Raw genomic sequence first — 16,010 nt, 5'->3', positions numbered from 1 at the left:
CTCGACGGCCGCCCGAACAACGCCATCGCCCCCGCAAAATCCGCCGCAAGCCCCCGGATACCGGGGCTAAAGCCCGATTTTTCAAGGGCTTGCGCAGGGCCTGAAAAATACCTCGCGCGCCCCCTTCCCAAGGCCGTTGCGAAGCCTAGAATAGCGGCCTTGCTGACCCCCTCATCAACCTCCTCCCCTTTGAATACGCCCATGTCCGAAGCCAGTCCGTGTCTGAATTGCGGTGCCTGCTGTTCACACTTTCGTGTGTCTTTTTTCTGGGGTGAATGCGCCTCTTCCGGCGGTACGGTCCCCGACGATCTGGTGGCGTCCATCAGCCCCAGCCGGGTCGCCATGCTCGGTACCGATTGCAAGCCGACCCGCTGCACCGCGCTGACCGGCGAGGTCGGCAAGGAAGTCAGCTGTTCGATCTATCACCAGCGTTCCAGTACCTGCCGCGAGTTCGAGGCGTCCTGGGAAAATGGCCAACAGAACGTCGATTGCGACGCCGCGCGCGCGGCATTCGGGCTCGCGCCCCTGGAGCCGACGCTGTACTTCGAACAGAGTGCTTAGCTCAATTGGCTATGGGATGAATTCCAAAATCATTTAAGTCAATCTGCCACCATCGCTCCCGGCCTTGCCTCGGCTCCCTATACTCACTCCCATTGGTCAGCCATCAGGGCTGGCCCTGGATGACTCAAGAAACGGGGCCTGCGATGGAATGGCTTGGTCTGCATTTTTTTACCGAGCTCCCCGAAGGCGGGCAGGTATTACTCACCTGCAGCCACAACCCCGTGCTGGTGATCCTCGCCTATCTGGTGGCCTGCGCTGGCAGCTTCGCCACCCTGGACATGGCCGAACGGGTGCGCCACGTCGACCTGGCAGCCGCCCAGCAACGCTGGCGCTGGATCGGCGCCTTCTGCCTGGCCGGCGGCATCTGGGCCATGCATTTCATTGGCATGCTGGCACTGCAAATCCCCATCGAAACCCATTACGACCTGCCGATGACCCTGCTGTCGCTGCTGATCGCGGTGATTGCATCCTGGCTGGCGATGAAGACCCTCAGCCATACCCAGCTGCAACTGTGGCGCTACCTGCTGGCGTCGATCTGGATCGGCCTGGGCATCTGCGTCATGCATTATGTCGGCATGGCGGCGATGCGCTCACAAGCCACGGCCTACTACCAACCCGACCTCTTCGGCCTGTCGATTGCCATCGCCATCAGCGCGAGCCTGGTCGCCTTGCTGCTGTCCCGCTACCTGAGCAATGGCAGCGGCATGCTCCACCAGATGCTCAAATACGCGGCCAGCCTGCTGCTGGGGGGCGGCATAGTCGCCATGCATTTCACCGGCATGTGGGCGCTGAAACTGGTGATGCCAGTGGCGGGCACGCCTTCGATAGCGGTGGATGACAACCCCTTGCAACTGGGCCTGACCATCGCCGTCATCGCCCTGTTGATCATCGGCAGCAGCATCAGCGCGGCCCTGGCGGACAAGAAACTCCAGCACAAGGAACAGGACCTGCGCCGGGTCAACACCCTGTTGAGTCAACTGGACCAGGCCCGGGTGGCGCTGCAACAGGTGGCGCATTACGACGCCCTGACCAACCTGATCAATCGTCGTGGCTTCAATCATCTGTTCGCCGAAAAGCTCATCGAAAAGACCGTGCAGGGCGGCATGCTGGCGGTGATGTTCCTCGACATCGATCACTTCAAGCGGATCAACGACAGCCTCGGCCACGATGCCGGCGACCAACTGTTGAAGGTGATTGCCGGCCACATCAAAAGCTCCACCCGCAGCCATGAAGACGTGGTGGCGCGTTTCGGTGGAGACGAGTTCTGCATCCTCATGAGCTTGAGCCACCGCGACGAAGCCCAGTACATGGCGCAACGCATCATGAACAAGATGAAAGAGCCCATCGAGCTGGCAGGAAGGCGCATGGTGATGACCACCAGTATCGGCATCAGCGTCTTTCCCGACGATGGCACAACCTGCGAAGAACTGCTCAAGCATGCCGACCTGGCGCTCTATCAATCCAAGGGCAGCGGTCGCAACAGCCTGCATTTCTTCAGCACCAACCTGAAGACCCGAGCGAGCCTGGAACTGCAACTGGAGGAAGAATTGCGCAACGCCCTGCGCCACGAAGCCGGATTGACCCTGTATTACCAACCCATCTACGACCTGGGCAGCCGCAAGGTCAGCAAGCTCGAAGCGCTGGTGCGCTGGCGGCATCCGTTGCACGGGCTGCTGGCCCCGGATCGCTTCATCGGGATCGCCGAAGCCAACGGGCTGATTGCCGAACTGGACAACTGGGTCCTGCGCAAGGCCTGCGAGGACCTGGCCGCCCTGTCCCGCCACGGCTTTGCCGAGCTGAAAATCGCGGTGAACTGCTCGGCCCTGAACCTGGCGCGGGAGGAGTTGGCCGAGGAGATCGCCAACACCCTGAGCAGCGCCGGTGTCGCGCCCCAGCGCCTGGAACTGGAAGTCACGGAAAACGCCCTGATGGGCAACATCGACAGCACCGTGGCCCTGTTGCGGCAGATCCGCAATCTTGGGGTGTCGCTGTCGATCGACGACTTCGGCACCGGTTATTCGTCCCTCGCCTACCTCAAGCGGCTACCGCTCAACACCCTGAAGATCGACCGCTCGTTCATCCAGGACGTGCCCCAGTCGACCCAGGACAAGGAAATCGTCCAGGCGATTATCGTCATGGCCCATACCCTGCGCCTGCAGGTGGTGACCGAAGGCGTCGAGAGCCTGCAGCAGTACGAGTTCCTCGCCCAATACGGCTGCGACTTCATCCAGGGTTACCTGCTCAGCCGGGCGCTGCCCCTGGAAGAGTTGCCCGGGGTGATCGACGAGATCGAGCAGCGCATGCTGCCCGCCGTCGCCGCGGTCAGCCCTCTGACGTCGGTTCGCGATACAGGCGAATCAGGGTCGCGGGATCCTGCTCCAGATAGCCCTGGCCGCCATGCAGGCGCATCAGTTGCGCAGCCAATCCGCTGATCGGCGTGGCCGAGCCCTGCTCGCGGGAGAACTTCACCGCCCCGTCCAGATCCTTGAGCAGGGTGCGCACATGCCATTTGATCGGTTCGAAACGGCTTTCGGCCATCTGCGGGGCGAGAATCTGCAACGGCCTGGAATCGGCGAAACCACCGGCCAGCGCCTCGGCCAGCAGTGACGCATCGACCCCGGAACGCTCGGCCAGCGCCACCACTTCGGCGATCACCAGGGCATTGCAGGCAACGATCATCTGGTTGCAGGCCTTGGTCACCTGGCCGGCGCCGACGCCGCCCATATGAGTCACCCGTTGCCCCAGGTTGAGCAGGACCGGGCGTACCCGTTCGATATCCGCCGCCTCGCCGCCGACCATGATTGCCAGGCTGCCGGCCTCGGCACCGGGCGTGCCGCCGGACACCGGGGCATCGACCCAGCCCATGCCGGTGCTGCTCGCCAGTTGCGCGGCCATTTCCCGGGTGGCGGTCGGCTCCAGGCTGGAAAGGTCCACCAGCAGTTGGCCGGCCCGGGCTCCCTGGGCGATACCCTCGGCACCGAACACCACCTCGCGCACCACCTCGGTATTGGCCAGGCACAGCAGCACCAGGTCCGCTGCCTCGCATAGCCGGGCCGGGGTCTGCGCCAGTCGCGCGCCCGCCTCCAGCAGCGGCGCGCATTTTTCCCGGTTGCGATTCCACACCACCAGGGGATAACCCGCCGCCAGCAGACGGCGACACATGGGCAAGCCCATCAGGCCAATACCGGCGAACCCGAGGGTGGGTAACGTTGCCATCATCTTGCCTCCTTTTGATTAAAGATCACCAAAAACTGGCCGATTTATCTGAGCTTAGGAAAGGATTCCCCCTAGCGGCCATCAGACTTATCCCTATCGCTGGGGCCAATATCGCGCTGTAAAGTCGCGAGATCCCACTTGATGGCTCTTTGATATCTTGTCACCGAGCCGACCAGTCCAGACACACGGCGCACAATGACTTCTAAAAACAATTCTGCCAACGCAGTATCCGAACTGACGCTGACCCCGGGCAGCCAGAGCTTTTCAGATTCGAAGCCATTGTCCAGCTCGCGCCCACAGGCGCCCCAGCAATACCTCTACTTCACCGAAACCAACACCGACCGCATCCTCGACAACCTCGACGGCCTGCGCGACTCGGTATTTCCCCGCGCGCCGCACCTGGAAGACGAACTCGAGGCGCGCCGCGAGCAGGAGTTTCCCTCGGTCTGCCTGATCGGCCTGGGCCGCTGCGGGTCGAACATCGCCCTGGATGTCGCGGAGCTGGTGTACAACGCCCGCAAGTTCTACCTCAACGAGTTCAACACCGACGACAAGGCCTATGCCGACAAGGGCTACAGCCCCGCCCAGTGGATCCGCCACAACCTGCGCCTGGGCCAGAGCAAGGCCAGCAAACCGGTGTTCCTGGTCGAGCCGCTGGTGATGCTGGGCGATCTGGACAAGGACATCGCCGGGCGCATCCGCTTCTCGCGCAAGGGCGAAAAAAGCGGCTTCATCCGCGACTACAGCAAAATGAAGATCATGGACCTCTCGGAAGTCCATGCCGGCGGCGCCGGCAACGCGCCGATCCTCGGCCAGTACCTGGCCAAGATCATCCTCAACAAGGACACGCAGCGCTTCTCCAGCCCCGACTGGAAAATGATCCACTCGTACCTGATCGACTCCTGCGGCATCAAGGCCAACCAGTCGCGCCTGTACTTCTCGATCTTCAGCGCCGGCGGCGGTACCGGTTCGGGCATGGCCTCGGAGTTCGGCCTGGCCCAGCAGTACTCGTACATGAACAAGACGTTCGACACCAAGCCGATCGACGAGCACGACAGCAAGAGCGGCCACTCCTTCGTCTTCGAGCCGATCTTCACCAGTGGCATCTGCGTACTGCCGAACATCTCCGATCACCGCAGCGAAATGTCCGAAGCGTTGCACATCAACGCCGGACGCTTGCTGTGCAAATACCTGTCGGAAGAATGGGACTTCTCCTACAACTTCGATAACGAAGACAGCAGCGAAGCCAGCGTCATGGGGCGTATCCGCCCATGGAACGCGATGATGCTGATTTCCAACGACATCATGCGCTATGCCGAAGAGAGCGATGACGGCAACATCCAGAACATCGACGTCAACGCCATGGAGAAGCACGCCAACCAGTACATCTCCCAGCAGATCTTCAACATCCTCACTGCCCAGGCGGTGACCACCGACTACGACCAGAACTACTTCCGCCGCGCCGGCATCGACATCGGCGAGACCATCCGCCTGGATGCCAACGATCTGTTCATGAGCCTGGCCGGCCCGGTGGCGATCGCCTATGCCGAGTCCGTGGTTCCGGAAACCCCGGTGCCGAGCGGCGACAAGTTCAAGGTGTTCGAGAAAGAGCCGCAGCGCCTGAACATCGACGACCTGTTCTTCCGCTCCATCGACCTGCCGCACTTCAACAAGGTGACCCAGGCCATCGAAGGCATCAGCCTGCTGCCGATCGAGTCCAAGCGTTATCGCGCGGCGCTGGAGCAATACAAGGCTTCCGGTTACGACGCCGCCGCGCTGCACGACCTGCACTTCTTCAAGAACTGCTCGTCGGTGGTGTCGATCGTCTCCCTGCCCAAGGACTACAAGCTGTCGTACATGGACCTGAACCGGCTCAAGACCCACCTCAACAGCCTGTTCCCCAATACCACCCTCAAGCGTTACGCCCTGGTGATCGGCGCTTCGGCCAACCTGTCGCTGACCACCCTGATCGCCAAGAGCCCGTGCCTGTCGGACGACTTCCTGACCCTGATCGTGGCCTTTATCAAGCGTTGCTTCGCCCGCAACCCGTACCGCTTCGACGAGACCCTGGACAACTCGATCCTCGACTTCATCGTCAGCGAGGCATTCGATGAAAGCCGCATCGACGAGTTGCTCAACGAGTTCGAGAACCCGGCGAAGATCCTCGATACCAACTGGTACGCGATCAAGCCGATGTACGAGAAGAAGTACCGCGAGCTGATCAACGACAAGGACAAGTTCGTCTCGATCAACGACATCCGCCTGTCCCGCGATTGCGTGAAGAAAGCCATCAAGTACCTGCGCGAGATCTACCGCCACCGCATCGGCAAGACCAAGGTGATCTCGCTGAACAACCATACGGGCAGGACGGCTTACTAACAGCTGCCCCCCTCACCTGTAGGAACAGCGGGTCGACGCTCGATTGCTCGCGATCAGCGGCATCGAGCTCAAGCGATGTCGACTAGGCTGGACGCCATCGCGAGCAAGCTTCGCTCCAGGGGAAATGGCGTTTACAGGGAAGTGATGTTAATCCCCTGAAACAATCAGGCAGCCCTCGGGCTGCCTTGCAAACTGTTCCCATTCCGCTTACGTCACCGTCAGCCTGAAATGGGTGGGGCCTTTCTCCACGGGCAACTTGCCAGCACCCTGATCGCGGTTACTCGGCTACACACTTTCAGCCGGAAAAACCAGGCACTATTTTGGTGCTCGGTCTTCGCCCTGCGCCCTTTCCTGGACCAGAATCCACGGCGAAACCACCACCGCCCACAGCAGCGGATCGCGCTCCACCAGATCCAGCGCCCGCGTCGCAGACACCTTGCCCACCTTCTCGGCGGCCAGCCAGGCAGAGACTTTCTCGGCCTGGTTCTCGGCCATGGCCTCGGCTGCCTCGATCAAATCCAGGCTGGCGTCGACCCACAATAGGGCACCCTTGGCGAAGAACGGTTCCAGCTCCTTCCAGGTAATGGATGCGGTTTCACCAAGCAGCTTGGCATAGAGGGTGCTAGGTTCTTGAGTCATGGGCCTGTCCCGAAAAGAAATCGGCGCAATGATAACGTCGGTGCTCTGGCAGACAAACCCGGTTGCAATTGCGTCAACGATAGAGAAGTGCAGGAGAGCCAGGGATTGCTCGCTGAATACGGTCAAAACCCCGCCGCGATTCTGTCTTTTTCTTTCAATAAAGCGACACCCCCTGATTTTGCCCCCTGGCGCCAGCTTCCCAGGCTAACAATCGGCGCTCTACACTGTACCGGTACAGTTGCCGGGGGCATTTTCCGGGGATATCCAAGAGATATCTGACCCGGTTCTGCTGCTACGGCGCCAGGACTATAAAAATTACAACAGTAAGAGTGGAGCACTATGAATAAGGCTACTAAGCAGATTTCCAAACTGTTTGCCGCTATGGTTCTGGCCGGAGTCGCCAGCCATTCGTTCGCAGCTGACACCATCAAGATCGGCATCGCCGGCCCCAAGACCGGCCCTGTAGCCCAGTACGGCGACATGCAGTTCAGTGGCGCCAAAATGGCCATCGAACAAATCAACGCCAAGGGCGGCGTCGATGGCAAGCAGCTCCAGGCCGTCGAATACGATGATGCCTGCGATCCGAAACAAGCCGTCGCCGTAGCCAACAAAGTCGTCAACGACGGCGTCAAGTTCGTGATCGGTCACCTGTGCTCCAGCTCCACTCAACCGGCTTCGGACATCTACGAAGACGAAGGCGTGGTCATGATCACCCCCGCCGCCACCAGCCCGGACATCACCACCCGTGGTTACAAGATGGTGTTCCGCACCATCGGCCTGGACAGCGCCCAGGGCCCTGCCGCCGGCAACTACATCGCCGACCACGTGAAGCCGAAAATCGTTGCCGTGCTGCACGACAAGCAGCAGTACGGTGAAGGCATCGCCACCGCCGTGAAGCAGACCCTCGAGAAGAAAGGCACCAAGGTTGCCGTGTTCGAAGGCATCAACGCCGGCGACAAAGACTTCTCCTCGATGATCGCCAAGCTCAAGCAAGCCAACGTCGACTTCGTCTACTACGGCGGCTACCACCCGGAGCTGGGCCTGATCCTGCGCCAAGCCCAGGAAAAAGGCCTGAAAGCCAAGTTCATGGGTCCGGAAGGCGTGGGTAACGACTCCATTTCGCAGATCGCCAAGGACGCTTCCGAAGGCCTGCTGGTGACCCTGCCGAAATCCTTCGACCAGGATCCGGCCAACGTAGCCCTGGCGGATGCCTTCAAGGCCAAGAAAGAAGACCCGAGCGGTCCGTTCGTGTTCCCTTCCTACTCGGCTGTCCAAGTGATTGCCGAAGGCATCAAGGCCGCCAAGTCCGAAGACGCCACCAAAGTGGCCGAAGCCATCCACGCCGGTACGTTCAAGACCCCGACCGGCGACCTGAGCTTCGACACCAAGGGCGACCTGAAAGACTTCAAGTTCGTGGTCTACGAGTGGCACTTCGGCAAACCTAAAACCGAAGTCTCGCCTCAATAAGGCCCTGTCTGACTGACTGCCAATAAAGCCCACGGCGTGCCGTGGGCTTTGTTTTGCGAACGTATTGGGCCTGTTTTCCGTGATCCGGAAGCCCGCCCACCTGAAAATCTCAAAACCGTCATCAGCGGTTCGCTGGCAAAACCTGACCCGAAGTGGATGCAGATCCACGGGGCACAGGCGGGAAAATGACTCCACCAGTGAAATGCGTATCAGGTTTTTAGGAGCGCTGTAATGCCTGACCTCTATCACTTTTTCCAACAGCTGGTTAACGGTCTCACCGTTGGCAGCACGTATGCCCTGATCGCCATCGGCTATACGATGGTTTACGGCATCATTGGAATGATCAACTTCGCCCACGGCGAGGTGTACATGATCGGTTCCTATGTGGCGTTCATTGCCATCGCGGGCCTGACCATGATGGGACTCGACAGTGTCCCGCTCTTGATGACCGCGGCCTTCATCGCGACCATCGTCGTTACCAGTGCCTACGGCTACAGCATCGAACGGATCGCCTACCGCCCCCTGCGCGGCAGCAACCGTCTGATCCCGCTGATCTCGGCCATCGGCATGTCGATCTTCCTGCAGAACACGGTTCTGCTGGCGCAAGACTCCAAGGACAAATCCATCCCCAACCTGATCCCGGGCAACTTCTCCATCGGGCCAGGTGGCGCACATGAAGTGCTGATCTCCTACATGCAAATCGTGGTGTTCGTGGTGACCCTGATCGCCATGCTCGGCCTGACCCTGTTCATCTCCCGTTCCCGCCTGGGCCGCGCCTGCCGTGCCTGCGCCGAGGACATCAAGATGGCCAACCTGCTGGGTATCAACACCAACAACATCATCGCCCTGACCTTCGTGATCGGTGCCGCGCTGGCGGCGATCGCGGCCGTGCTGCTGAGCATGCAATACGGTGTGATCAACCCCAACGCCGGCTTCCTGGTCGGTCTCAAGGCCTTCACCGCCGCGGTACTGGGCGGCATCGGCAGCATTCCGGGCGCCATGCTGGGCGGCCTGGTACTTGGGGTGGCGGAAGCCTTCGGTGCCGATATCTTCGGCGACCAGTACAAGGACGTCGTGGCGTTCGGCCTGCTGGTTCTGGTGTTGTTGTTCCGGCCAACCGGCCTGCTGGGCCGTCCGGAGGTTGAGAAAGTATGACTAGGAATCTTCGACAGGCGTTCTTCAGCGCCTTGCTGGTGTGGGCCGTCGCCTACCCGATACTCGGTTTGAAACTGACCATCGTCGGCATCAACCTGGAAGTCCATGGCACCAGCCCCACCACCCTGATGATCATCGCCGCGTGTTCGGTGCTGATGTTCCTACGGGTGCTGTTCGACCAGCAGATCAGCGCGGCCTGGAAGTCCTCGCCCAACATGCCGGTGATCCCGGCCAAGGCCAGCAACTTCCTGACCCTGCCGACCACCCAGCGCTGGATCATCATTGCGTTGATCATCGGTGCGCTGGTCTGGCCGTTCTTCGGCTCCCGCGGCGCGGTGGACATCGCCACCCTGGTGCTGATCTACGTGATGCTCGGCCTGGGCCTGAACATCGTGGTCGGCCTGGCCGGCCTGCTGGACCTGGGGTACGTCGGCTTCTACGCCGTGGGCGCCTACAGCTACGCGCTGCTGTCGCACTACTACGGCTTGAGCTTCTGGATCTGCCTGCCTATCGCCGGCCTGATGGCGGCCACTTTCGGCTTCCTGCTGGGCTTCCCGGTATTGCGCCTGCGCGGTGACTACCTGGCGATCGTGACCCTGGGCTTCGGCGAGATCATCCGCTTGTTCCTGCGTAACCTGACCGACCTCACCGGTGGTCCGAACGGTATCAGCAACATCGATAAACCGACGTTCTTCGGCCTGACCTTCGAACGCCGGGCCGCCGAGGGCATGCAGACCTTCCACGAGTACTTCGGCATCGAATACAACTCGATCAACAAGGTGATCTTCCTCTACCTGGTCGCGCTGTTGCTGGCGCTGTTCGCCCTGTTCGTCATCAACCGCTTGCTGCGCATGCCCCTGGGACGTGCCTGGGAAGCGCTGCGTGAAGACGAAATCGCCTGCCGCGCACTGGGCCTGAACCCGACCGTGATCAAGCTGTCGGCCTTCACCCTGGGTGCCTGCTTCGCCGGTTTCGCCGGTAGCTTCTTCGCCGCGCGCCAGGGTCTGGTGACACCGGAGTCCTTCACCTTCATCGAGTCCGCGACCATCCTCGCCATCGTCGTGCTGGGCGGCATGGGCTCGCAGTTGGGCGTGGTCCTGGCGGCCACCGTGATGATCCTGCTGCCTGAACTGATGCGCGAATTCAGCGAATACCGCATGTTGATGTTCGGCGCCATGATGGTGCTGATGATGATCTGGCGTCCTCAAGGCCTGCTGCCCATGCAACGTCCCCACATGGAGCTGCGCAAATGAGCCGTGAGATCCTCAAAGTAACGGGCCTGAGCATGCGCTTTGGCGGCCTGCTGGCAGTCAACGGCGTGGCCCTGACCGTCAAAGAGAAACAAGTGGTATCGATGATCGGCCCGAACGGCGCCGGCAAGACCACGGTGTTCAACTGCCTGACCGGTTTCTACCAGCCCACCGCCGGCAGCATCCTGCTCGACGGCGAGCCGATCCAGGGCCTGCCCGGCCACAAGATCGCCCTCAAGGGTGTGGTGCGCACCTTCCAGAACGTGCGGCTGTTCAAGGACATGACCGCGGTCGAGAACCTGTTGATCGCGCAGCACCGTCACCTGAACACCAACTTCCTGGCCGGCCTGTTCAAGACCCCGGCGTTCCGCAAGAGCGAGCGCGAGGCCATGGAATATGCCGAGTACTGGCTGGAAAAGGTCAACCTCAAGGAGTTCGCCAACCGTCCCGCCGGCACCCTGGCCTACGGTCAGCAGCGGCGCCTGGAAATCGCCCGCTGCATGATGACCCGTCCGCGGATCCTCATGCTCGACGAACCGGCCGCCGGCCTCAACCCGCGGGAAACCGAAGACCTCAAGGCGCTGATCGGCGTGTTGCGCGAAGAGCACAACGCCACGGTGCTGCTGATCGAACACGACATGAAGCTGGTCATGAGCATTTCCGACCACATCGTCGTGATCAACCAGGGCACACCCCTGGCCGACGGCACGCCGGAACAGATCCGCGACAATCCTGAAGTGATCAAAGCCTACCTGGGGGAAGCGTAAATGCTGCAGTTCGAAAACGTTTCCACCTTCTACGGCAAGATCCAGGCGCTGCACAGCGTCAACGTCGAGATCCGCCAGGGCGAGATCGTCACCTTGATCGGTGCCAACGGCGCCGGCAAATCCACCCTGCTGATGACCCTCTGCGGTTCGCCGCAGGCCCACAGCGGCAGCATCCGTTACCTGGGTGAGGAACTGGTGGGGCAAACCTCGGCGCAGATCATGCGCAAGAGCATTGCCGTGGTGCCGGAAGGTCGTCGGGTGTTCGCCCGCCTGACCGTGGAGGAGAACCTGGCCATGGGCGGGTTCTTCACCGACAAGGGCGATTACCAGGAGCAGATGGACAAGGTCCTGGGCCTGTTCCCGCGTCTCAAGGAGCGCTTCAACCAGCGCGGCGGCACCATGTCCGGCGGCGAACAGCAGATGCTCGCCATCGGCCGCGCGCTGATGAGCAAGCCCAAGCTGTTGCTGCTCGACGAACCGTCCCTGGGCCTGGCGCCGATCATCATCCAGCAGATCTTCGACATCATCGAACAGCTGCGCCGTGACGGCGTGACGGTGTTCCTGGTGGAACAGAACGCCAACCAGGCGCTGAAGATCGCCGACCGTGCCTATGTACTGGAAAACGGCCGGGTGGTGATGCAAGGCACCGGCGAAGCCCTGCTGACCGACCCCAAGGTGCGCGAAGCCTATCTGGGCGGCTGAGCACTTGCTGCAAACAAGAACGGCCCTGCGGGGCCGTTTTTTTTCGCCTGGAAATCGCCCCTCCTGTAGCCGCTGCCGCAGGCTGCGATCGGGGCAACGCCCCGCACAGGCTGACCACTCGGAAGGCTCGGTACACCGTGCTGCCAGTGATTGCGCCGGCTTCGCCGTCGATCGCAGCCTGCGGCAGCGGCTACAACTGGATTTTTTTCACCTGGGCTGTAACAAACCCCAGCGACCTTTCTCTAGAGGGGTAAGCAGGCACGAATGCCTGCCTACACCACTACCTTTTCTGGAGAAACACCATGACCGCTACCACTCGCACCCTGTCCGCCGCCGCCCTGGCCCTGGCCCTCGGTTCTGCCTTGAGCATCGCCGCGCTGCCGACCACCGCCCAGGCCGCCGACGACATGGAGAAATGCTTTGGCGTCGCCATGAAGGGCAAGAACGATTGCGCGGCAGGCGCGGGCACCACTTGTGCCGGTACCGCCAAGGTCGACCACCAGGCCAACGCCTGGAAGCTGGTTCCTAAAGGTACCTGCGAGAAAACCGCCAGCAGCACCTCGCCTACCGGTTTCGGCCAACTGCAAGCCTACAAAGCCAAGTCGTAAGCAACCTGCCTGAGTGTCGATGATGAACATGGCCGTACCACTCCCCCTCCACCCCGCCACTCAGGCGACCGTCTCCAGCCTGCCGCAACGCGCCGGGCTGGGGCTCAAGACCGAGCACTTTCGCCAGGTCCTGAAGGAACAGCCCGATATCGGCTTCTTTGAAGTCCATGCGGAAAACTACATGGTCGCTGGCGGGCCGTTCCATCACTACCTGGGGCTGATCCGCGAACAGTATCCGCTGTCGCTGCACGGTGTCGGCCTGTCGATCGGTGCCGAAGGTCCGCTGGACCAACAGCACCTCAAGCGCCTGGCCGCGCTGATCGAGCGGTATCAACCCCAGTCCTTTTCCGAACACCTGGCCTGGTCCAGCCATGGCCCGGTGTTTCTCAATGACCTGCTGCCCCTGGCCTATGACCGGCCGACCCTGAACCGCGTCTGCGAACACATCGACCAGGTGCAGAGCACACTGCGCCGCCCCATGCTGCTGGAGAACCCGGCGACCTACCTGGAGTTTCGCCAGTCGAGCATGGACGAGGCCGAATTCATCCGCGAGGTGATACGCCGCACCGGCTGCGGCCTGTTGCTGGACGTGAACAATGTCTACGTGTCGTGCATCAACCACCGGCGCGACCCGCTGGCCTATATCGATGCCCTGCCGCTGCACGCGGTGGGCGAGATCCACCTGGCCGGGTTTGCCGAAGACACCGACAGCCTGGGCGACCGGCTGTTGATCGACGATCACGGCGCGCCGATCGATAACGCCGTATGGGCGCTGTACCTGCGGCTGCTGGAACGGATCGGAGCGACCGCGACCCTGATCGAGCGCGACAACCAGGTGCCGGCGTTTTCCGTGCTGCACGCTGAAGTACGCCAGGCGGATGAGCTGCTGCAATGCGCCAGGAGGCTGCCGTGAACACACAAGCCAGCTTCGCCAGCGCCCTGTTCGACTCCGAGCAACCCTGCCCTGCGGACCTGTACTGCGGCAACGGCGCCGACCCGGCCAGCCGCTTCGCGGTGTACCGCAACAATGTGCAGAGCTCGTTGATCAACGCCCTGGCCGATGCCTATCCGGTGGTGGCGCAACTGGTGGGCGATGAGTTCTTCCGGGCCATGGCCGCGCTCTACGTCAGGCGCTTCCCGCCCACCAGCGCCGTGCTCAGCGACTATGGCCATGACTTCGCCGACTTCATCGGCGGTTTCCCTCCCGCCGCCGGCGTGCCTTACCTGGCCGATGTCGCGCGCCTGGAGCGCCTGCGGGTCACCGCCTACCATGCCGCCGACGCCTGCCCGGTGCCACTGGCGCAACTCGCAACGGCCATGGCCGAGCCGCAAACGCTGGGGCAATTGCGCCTGGAACTGCATCCCTCGCTCGGCCTGCTGAACTCGCCCTATCCGGTGGTCGATGTATGGGCCGCCCACCAGGGCGATGGCGACTGGCAAGGCGTCGACCTAAAGAGCATCGACCTGTGCCAAGGACAAAGCGCCCTGGTACTGCGTCATGAGCTGGAGGTCGAGGTGTTCGCCATCGACGCCGGGGTCGCCTGCTTCATCCACGCCCTGCGCCACTCGCAGCCACTGCAAGCCGCAGCGGCCAATGCCTTGGCTGTCGATCCGGCGTTCGAGCCGAGCCAAGCCCTGGCGCTGCTGATCGGTCGCGGCGCCATCACTCGCCTGTCCCCCCATTCCGAGGTCTGAACATGCACACCCACTGCACCAATCACCACCCGCTCACCCATGGGGTGAACCGGCTCATCCAGCTGCTGGAGCGTATTCCCCACAGCCTGATCGCCTTTATCGCGCGCTTCTCCATTGCCGCGGTGTTCTGGAAGTCCGGCCAGACCAAAATCGAGGGCCTGGCCATCGACCTGTTCTCCGGGACGTTCGAGTTCGGCATGCCGCGCCTGGCCGACTCGACCATTCCGCTGTTCCAGAGCGAGTATCAGGTACCGCTGCTCTCCCCCGAACTGGCCGCGCACCTGGCGGCATTCGCCGAGCATCTGTTCCCGCTGCTGCTCCTGGTCGGTTTCGCCACGCGCTTCTCGGCCCTGGCGCTGCTGGGCATGACCCTGACCATCCAGCTGTTCGTCTACCCCGACGCCTACCCGACCCACGGCACCTGGGCGGCGGTGCTGCTGTACCTGATGGCCCGCGGCCCCGGCAAGTTGTCCATCGACCACCTGATCGCCCGCCGCTATCGCTAGACGCTCCCCGATCCTGTAGGAGCGCAGCTTGCGCGCGATGAACGATAACGCGGTTTTTCAGACAGTCCGCGGCGGCGCCATCGCGAGCAAGCTTCGCTCCTACAGAAGCAGTGTGGCGGGGAGGTTGACGGTTACAGGCGATCCAGCGCTTCGCCGCTGCGTTTGAACCAGCCGATCAGGTAATCGGCCAAGACCTGGGTACGCCTGGGCAACCCGCCCTGATACGGATGCACCAGGTACATCGGCATGCTGCGGGTCTGGTAATCGCGCAGCAGCCCGCGCAAACGCCCGTCGGCCAGTTCCGCCTGCAGCAGGTAGGACGGTAGTCGGGCGATCCCCGCCCCCACCAGCGCGGCCTTTTTCAGCAGGTTGTAGTGATTGCTGGCGAAAGGTCCCGAAACCCGTACCCGAAACAGTTCGTGCTGCTGGTGATAGAGCCACTCCTCACGGCCGCTGTAATGGCTGTTGAGCAGGCAGCGATGCTCGGCCAGGTCCCTGGGCGCCTGTGGCTCGCCATACTGTTCCAGGTAAACCGGGCTGGCGCAGGTCATCTCGTGCCAGGCCAGCAGCGGCCTGGCCACCAGTCGTTGGTCATTGGCCACTTCCGAACGGATCGCCAGGTCGAAACCGTCCCGGGACAGATCGCGGTAGTTGTTGTTCAGCTCCAGCTCGATCTGCACCTCGGGGTACTGCCGGGAAAACTCCAGCAGCAGGCCTTCGAAGAAGGTCTCGCCCTGGGACACCGGCACCGTCAGCCGCACCGGCCCGGCCATGTCGTCCTTGAGCCGCGCCAGCGCCTGGCGCGCCCGCTCGACCTGAACCAGCAGCGCCTGGGCCTGGGGCAACAAGGCGGCGCCCGCCGCGGTCAGGCTCAAGCGCCGTGTGGTGCGCTGCAACAGCACCACCGCGAACTGCGTCTCCAGGGCGCTGATGCGCTTGGACAATTGCCCCTTGCTGCACCCCAGTTGCTGGGCGGCCAGGGTGAAACTGCCGGCCTCGATCAGCACAGCGAACGCCGCCAAGTCATCCATCTCGCTCATGGATTGTTTCCATTTGAAAATCAAA

The 16,010-nt window shown here is 62.1% G+C and carries 15 protein-coding genes; 12 read left to right on the top strand and 3 right to left on the bottom strand.

Translation table 11 applies throughout. The features are described 5' to 3' along the window. Positions 1-201 precede the first annotated feature (201 nt). Complete coding sequence (locus AC07PQ_RS11415; protein WP_007926609.1) at positions 202-561, top strand: YkgJ family cysteine cluster protein; 360 nt, start codon at positions 202-204, stop codon at positions 559-561. Positions 562-704: 143 nt separating this feature from the next. Further along, complete coding sequence (locus AC07PQ_RS11410; protein WP_493185515.1) at positions 705-2,993, top strand: putative bifunctional diguanylate cyclase/phosphodiesterase; 2,289 nt, start codon at positions 705-707, stop codon at positions 2,991-2,993. On the opposite strand, the gene AC07PQ_RS11405 is transcribed toward AC07PQ_RS11410, so the two are convergent. Continuing rightward, positions 2,884-3,780, bottom strand: a complete 897-nt coding sequence (locus AC07PQ_RS11405) for an NAD(P)-dependent oxidoreductase (RefSeq protein WP_007926611.1) — start codon at positions 3,778-3,780, stop codon at positions 2,884-2,886. The genes AC07PQ_RS11410 and AC07PQ_RS11405 overlap by 110 nt on opposite strands. Before the next feature lie 192 nt (positions 3,781-3,972). On the opposite strand from AC07PQ_RS11405, the gene AC07PQ_RS11400 reads away from it, so the two are divergent. Beyond that, complete coding sequence (locus tag AC07PQ_RS11400; protein ID WP_007926612.1) at positions 3,973-6,156, top strand: hypothetical protein; 2,184 nt, start codon at positions 3,973-3,975, stop codon at positions 6,154-6,156. 315 nt (positions 6,157-6,471) lie between these two features. On the opposite strand, the gene AC07PQ_RS11395 is transcribed toward AC07PQ_RS11400, so the two are convergent. Next, a complete protein-coding gene (locus AC07PQ_RS11395) occupies positions 6,472-6,795 on the bottom strand; it encodes a DUF2288 domain-containing protein (RefSeq protein WP_493185514.1) in 324 nt (107 codons plus the stop codon). 339 nt (positions 6,796-7,134) lie between these two features. Between AC07PQ_RS11395 and AC07PQ_RS11390 the strand changes: the two genes are divergently transcribed. From AC07PQ_RS11390 to AC07PQ_RS11350, 9 genes are all read left to right on the top strand, one after another. Beyond that, the gene (locus AC07PQ_RS11390) at positions 7,135-8,262 is read left to right on the top strand and encodes a branched-chain amino acid ABC transporter substrate-binding protein (RefSeq protein ID WP_007926614.1); all 1,128 of its coding nucleotides are present in this window, start codon (positions 7,135-7,137) and stop codon (positions 8,260-8,262) included. 231 nt (positions 8,263-8,493) lie between these two features. Further along, positions 8,494-9,417 carry a high-affinity branched-chain amino acid ABC transporter permease LivH gene (livH, locus tag AC07PQ_RS11385; RefSeq protein ID WP_007926616.1) on the top strand — a complete coding sequence of 308 codons (924 nt, stop codon included), beginning with the start codon at positions 8,494-8,496 and terminating at the stop codon, positions 9,415-9,417. Continuing rightward, positions 9,414-10,670, top strand: a complete 1,257-nt coding sequence (locus tag AC07PQ_RS11380) for a high-affinity branched-chain amino acid ABC transporter permease LivM (protein WP_007926619.1) — start codon at positions 9,414-9,416, stop codon at positions 10,668-10,670. Before livH ends, AC07PQ_RS11380 begins: the two co-directional genes overlap by 4 nt. Next, positions 10,667-11,434: a high-affinity branched-chain amino acid ABC transporter ATP-binding protein LivG gene (gene livG / locus AC07PQ_RS11375; protein ID WP_007926620.1), complete on the top strand. Its 768-nt coding sequence runs from the start codon at positions 10,667-10,669 to the stop codon at positions 11,432-11,434. Before AC07PQ_RS11380 ends, livG begins: the two co-directional genes overlap by 4 nt. Continuing rightward, the gene (locus AC07PQ_RS11370; RefSeq protein WP_007926621.1) at positions 11,435-12,136 is read left to right on the top strand and encodes an ABC transporter ATP-binding protein; all 702 of its coding nucleotides are present in this window, start codon (positions 11,435-11,437) and stop codon (positions 12,134-12,136) included. A gap of 302 nt (positions 12,137-12,438) precedes the next feature. Next, positions 12,439-12,744, top strand: a complete 306-nt coding sequence (locus AC07PQ_RS11365) for a BufA1 family periplasmic bufferin-type metallophore (protein WP_007926622.1) — start codon at positions 12,439-12,441, stop codon at positions 12,742-12,744. Between the two features lie 28 nt (positions 12,745-12,772). Then, a complete protein-coding gene (gene bufB / locus AC07PQ_RS11360; RefSeq protein WP_493185513.1) occupies positions 12,773-13,657 on the top strand; it encodes an MNIO family bufferin maturase in 885 nt (294 codons plus the stop codon). Then, on the top strand, positions 13,654-14,439 hold the full coding sequence (locus AC07PQ_RS11355; RefSeq protein WP_037034843.1) for an HvfC/BufC N-terminal domain-containing protein: 786 nt from the start codon (positions 13,654-13,656) through the stop codon (positions 14,437-14,439). The genes bufB and AC07PQ_RS11355 overlap by 4 nt, the downstream gene beginning before the upstream one ends. A 2-nt stretch (positions 14,440-14,441) precedes the next feature. Next, positions 14,442-14,945, top strand: a complete 504-nt coding sequence (locus AC07PQ_RS11350; protein WP_007926625.1) for a DoxX family protein — start codon at positions 14,442-14,444, stop codon at positions 14,943-14,945. 131 nt (positions 14,946-15,076) lie between these two features. Here the strand turns inward: AC07PQ_RS11350 and AC07PQ_RS11345 are convergent, their stop codons facing one another. Next, positions 15,077-15,985: a LysR family transcriptional regulator gene (locus AC07PQ_RS11345; protein WP_493185512.1), complete on the bottom strand. Its 909-nt coding sequence runs from the start codon at positions 15,983-15,985 to the stop codon at positions 15,077-15,079. Between the last annotated feature and the right edge of the window lie 25 nt (positions 15,986-16,010).

It is taken from the genome of Pseudomonas sp. GW821-FHT09E12 (assembly GCF_059416085.1).
This window is presented reverse-complemented; position numbering and strand designations above follow the sequence as displayed.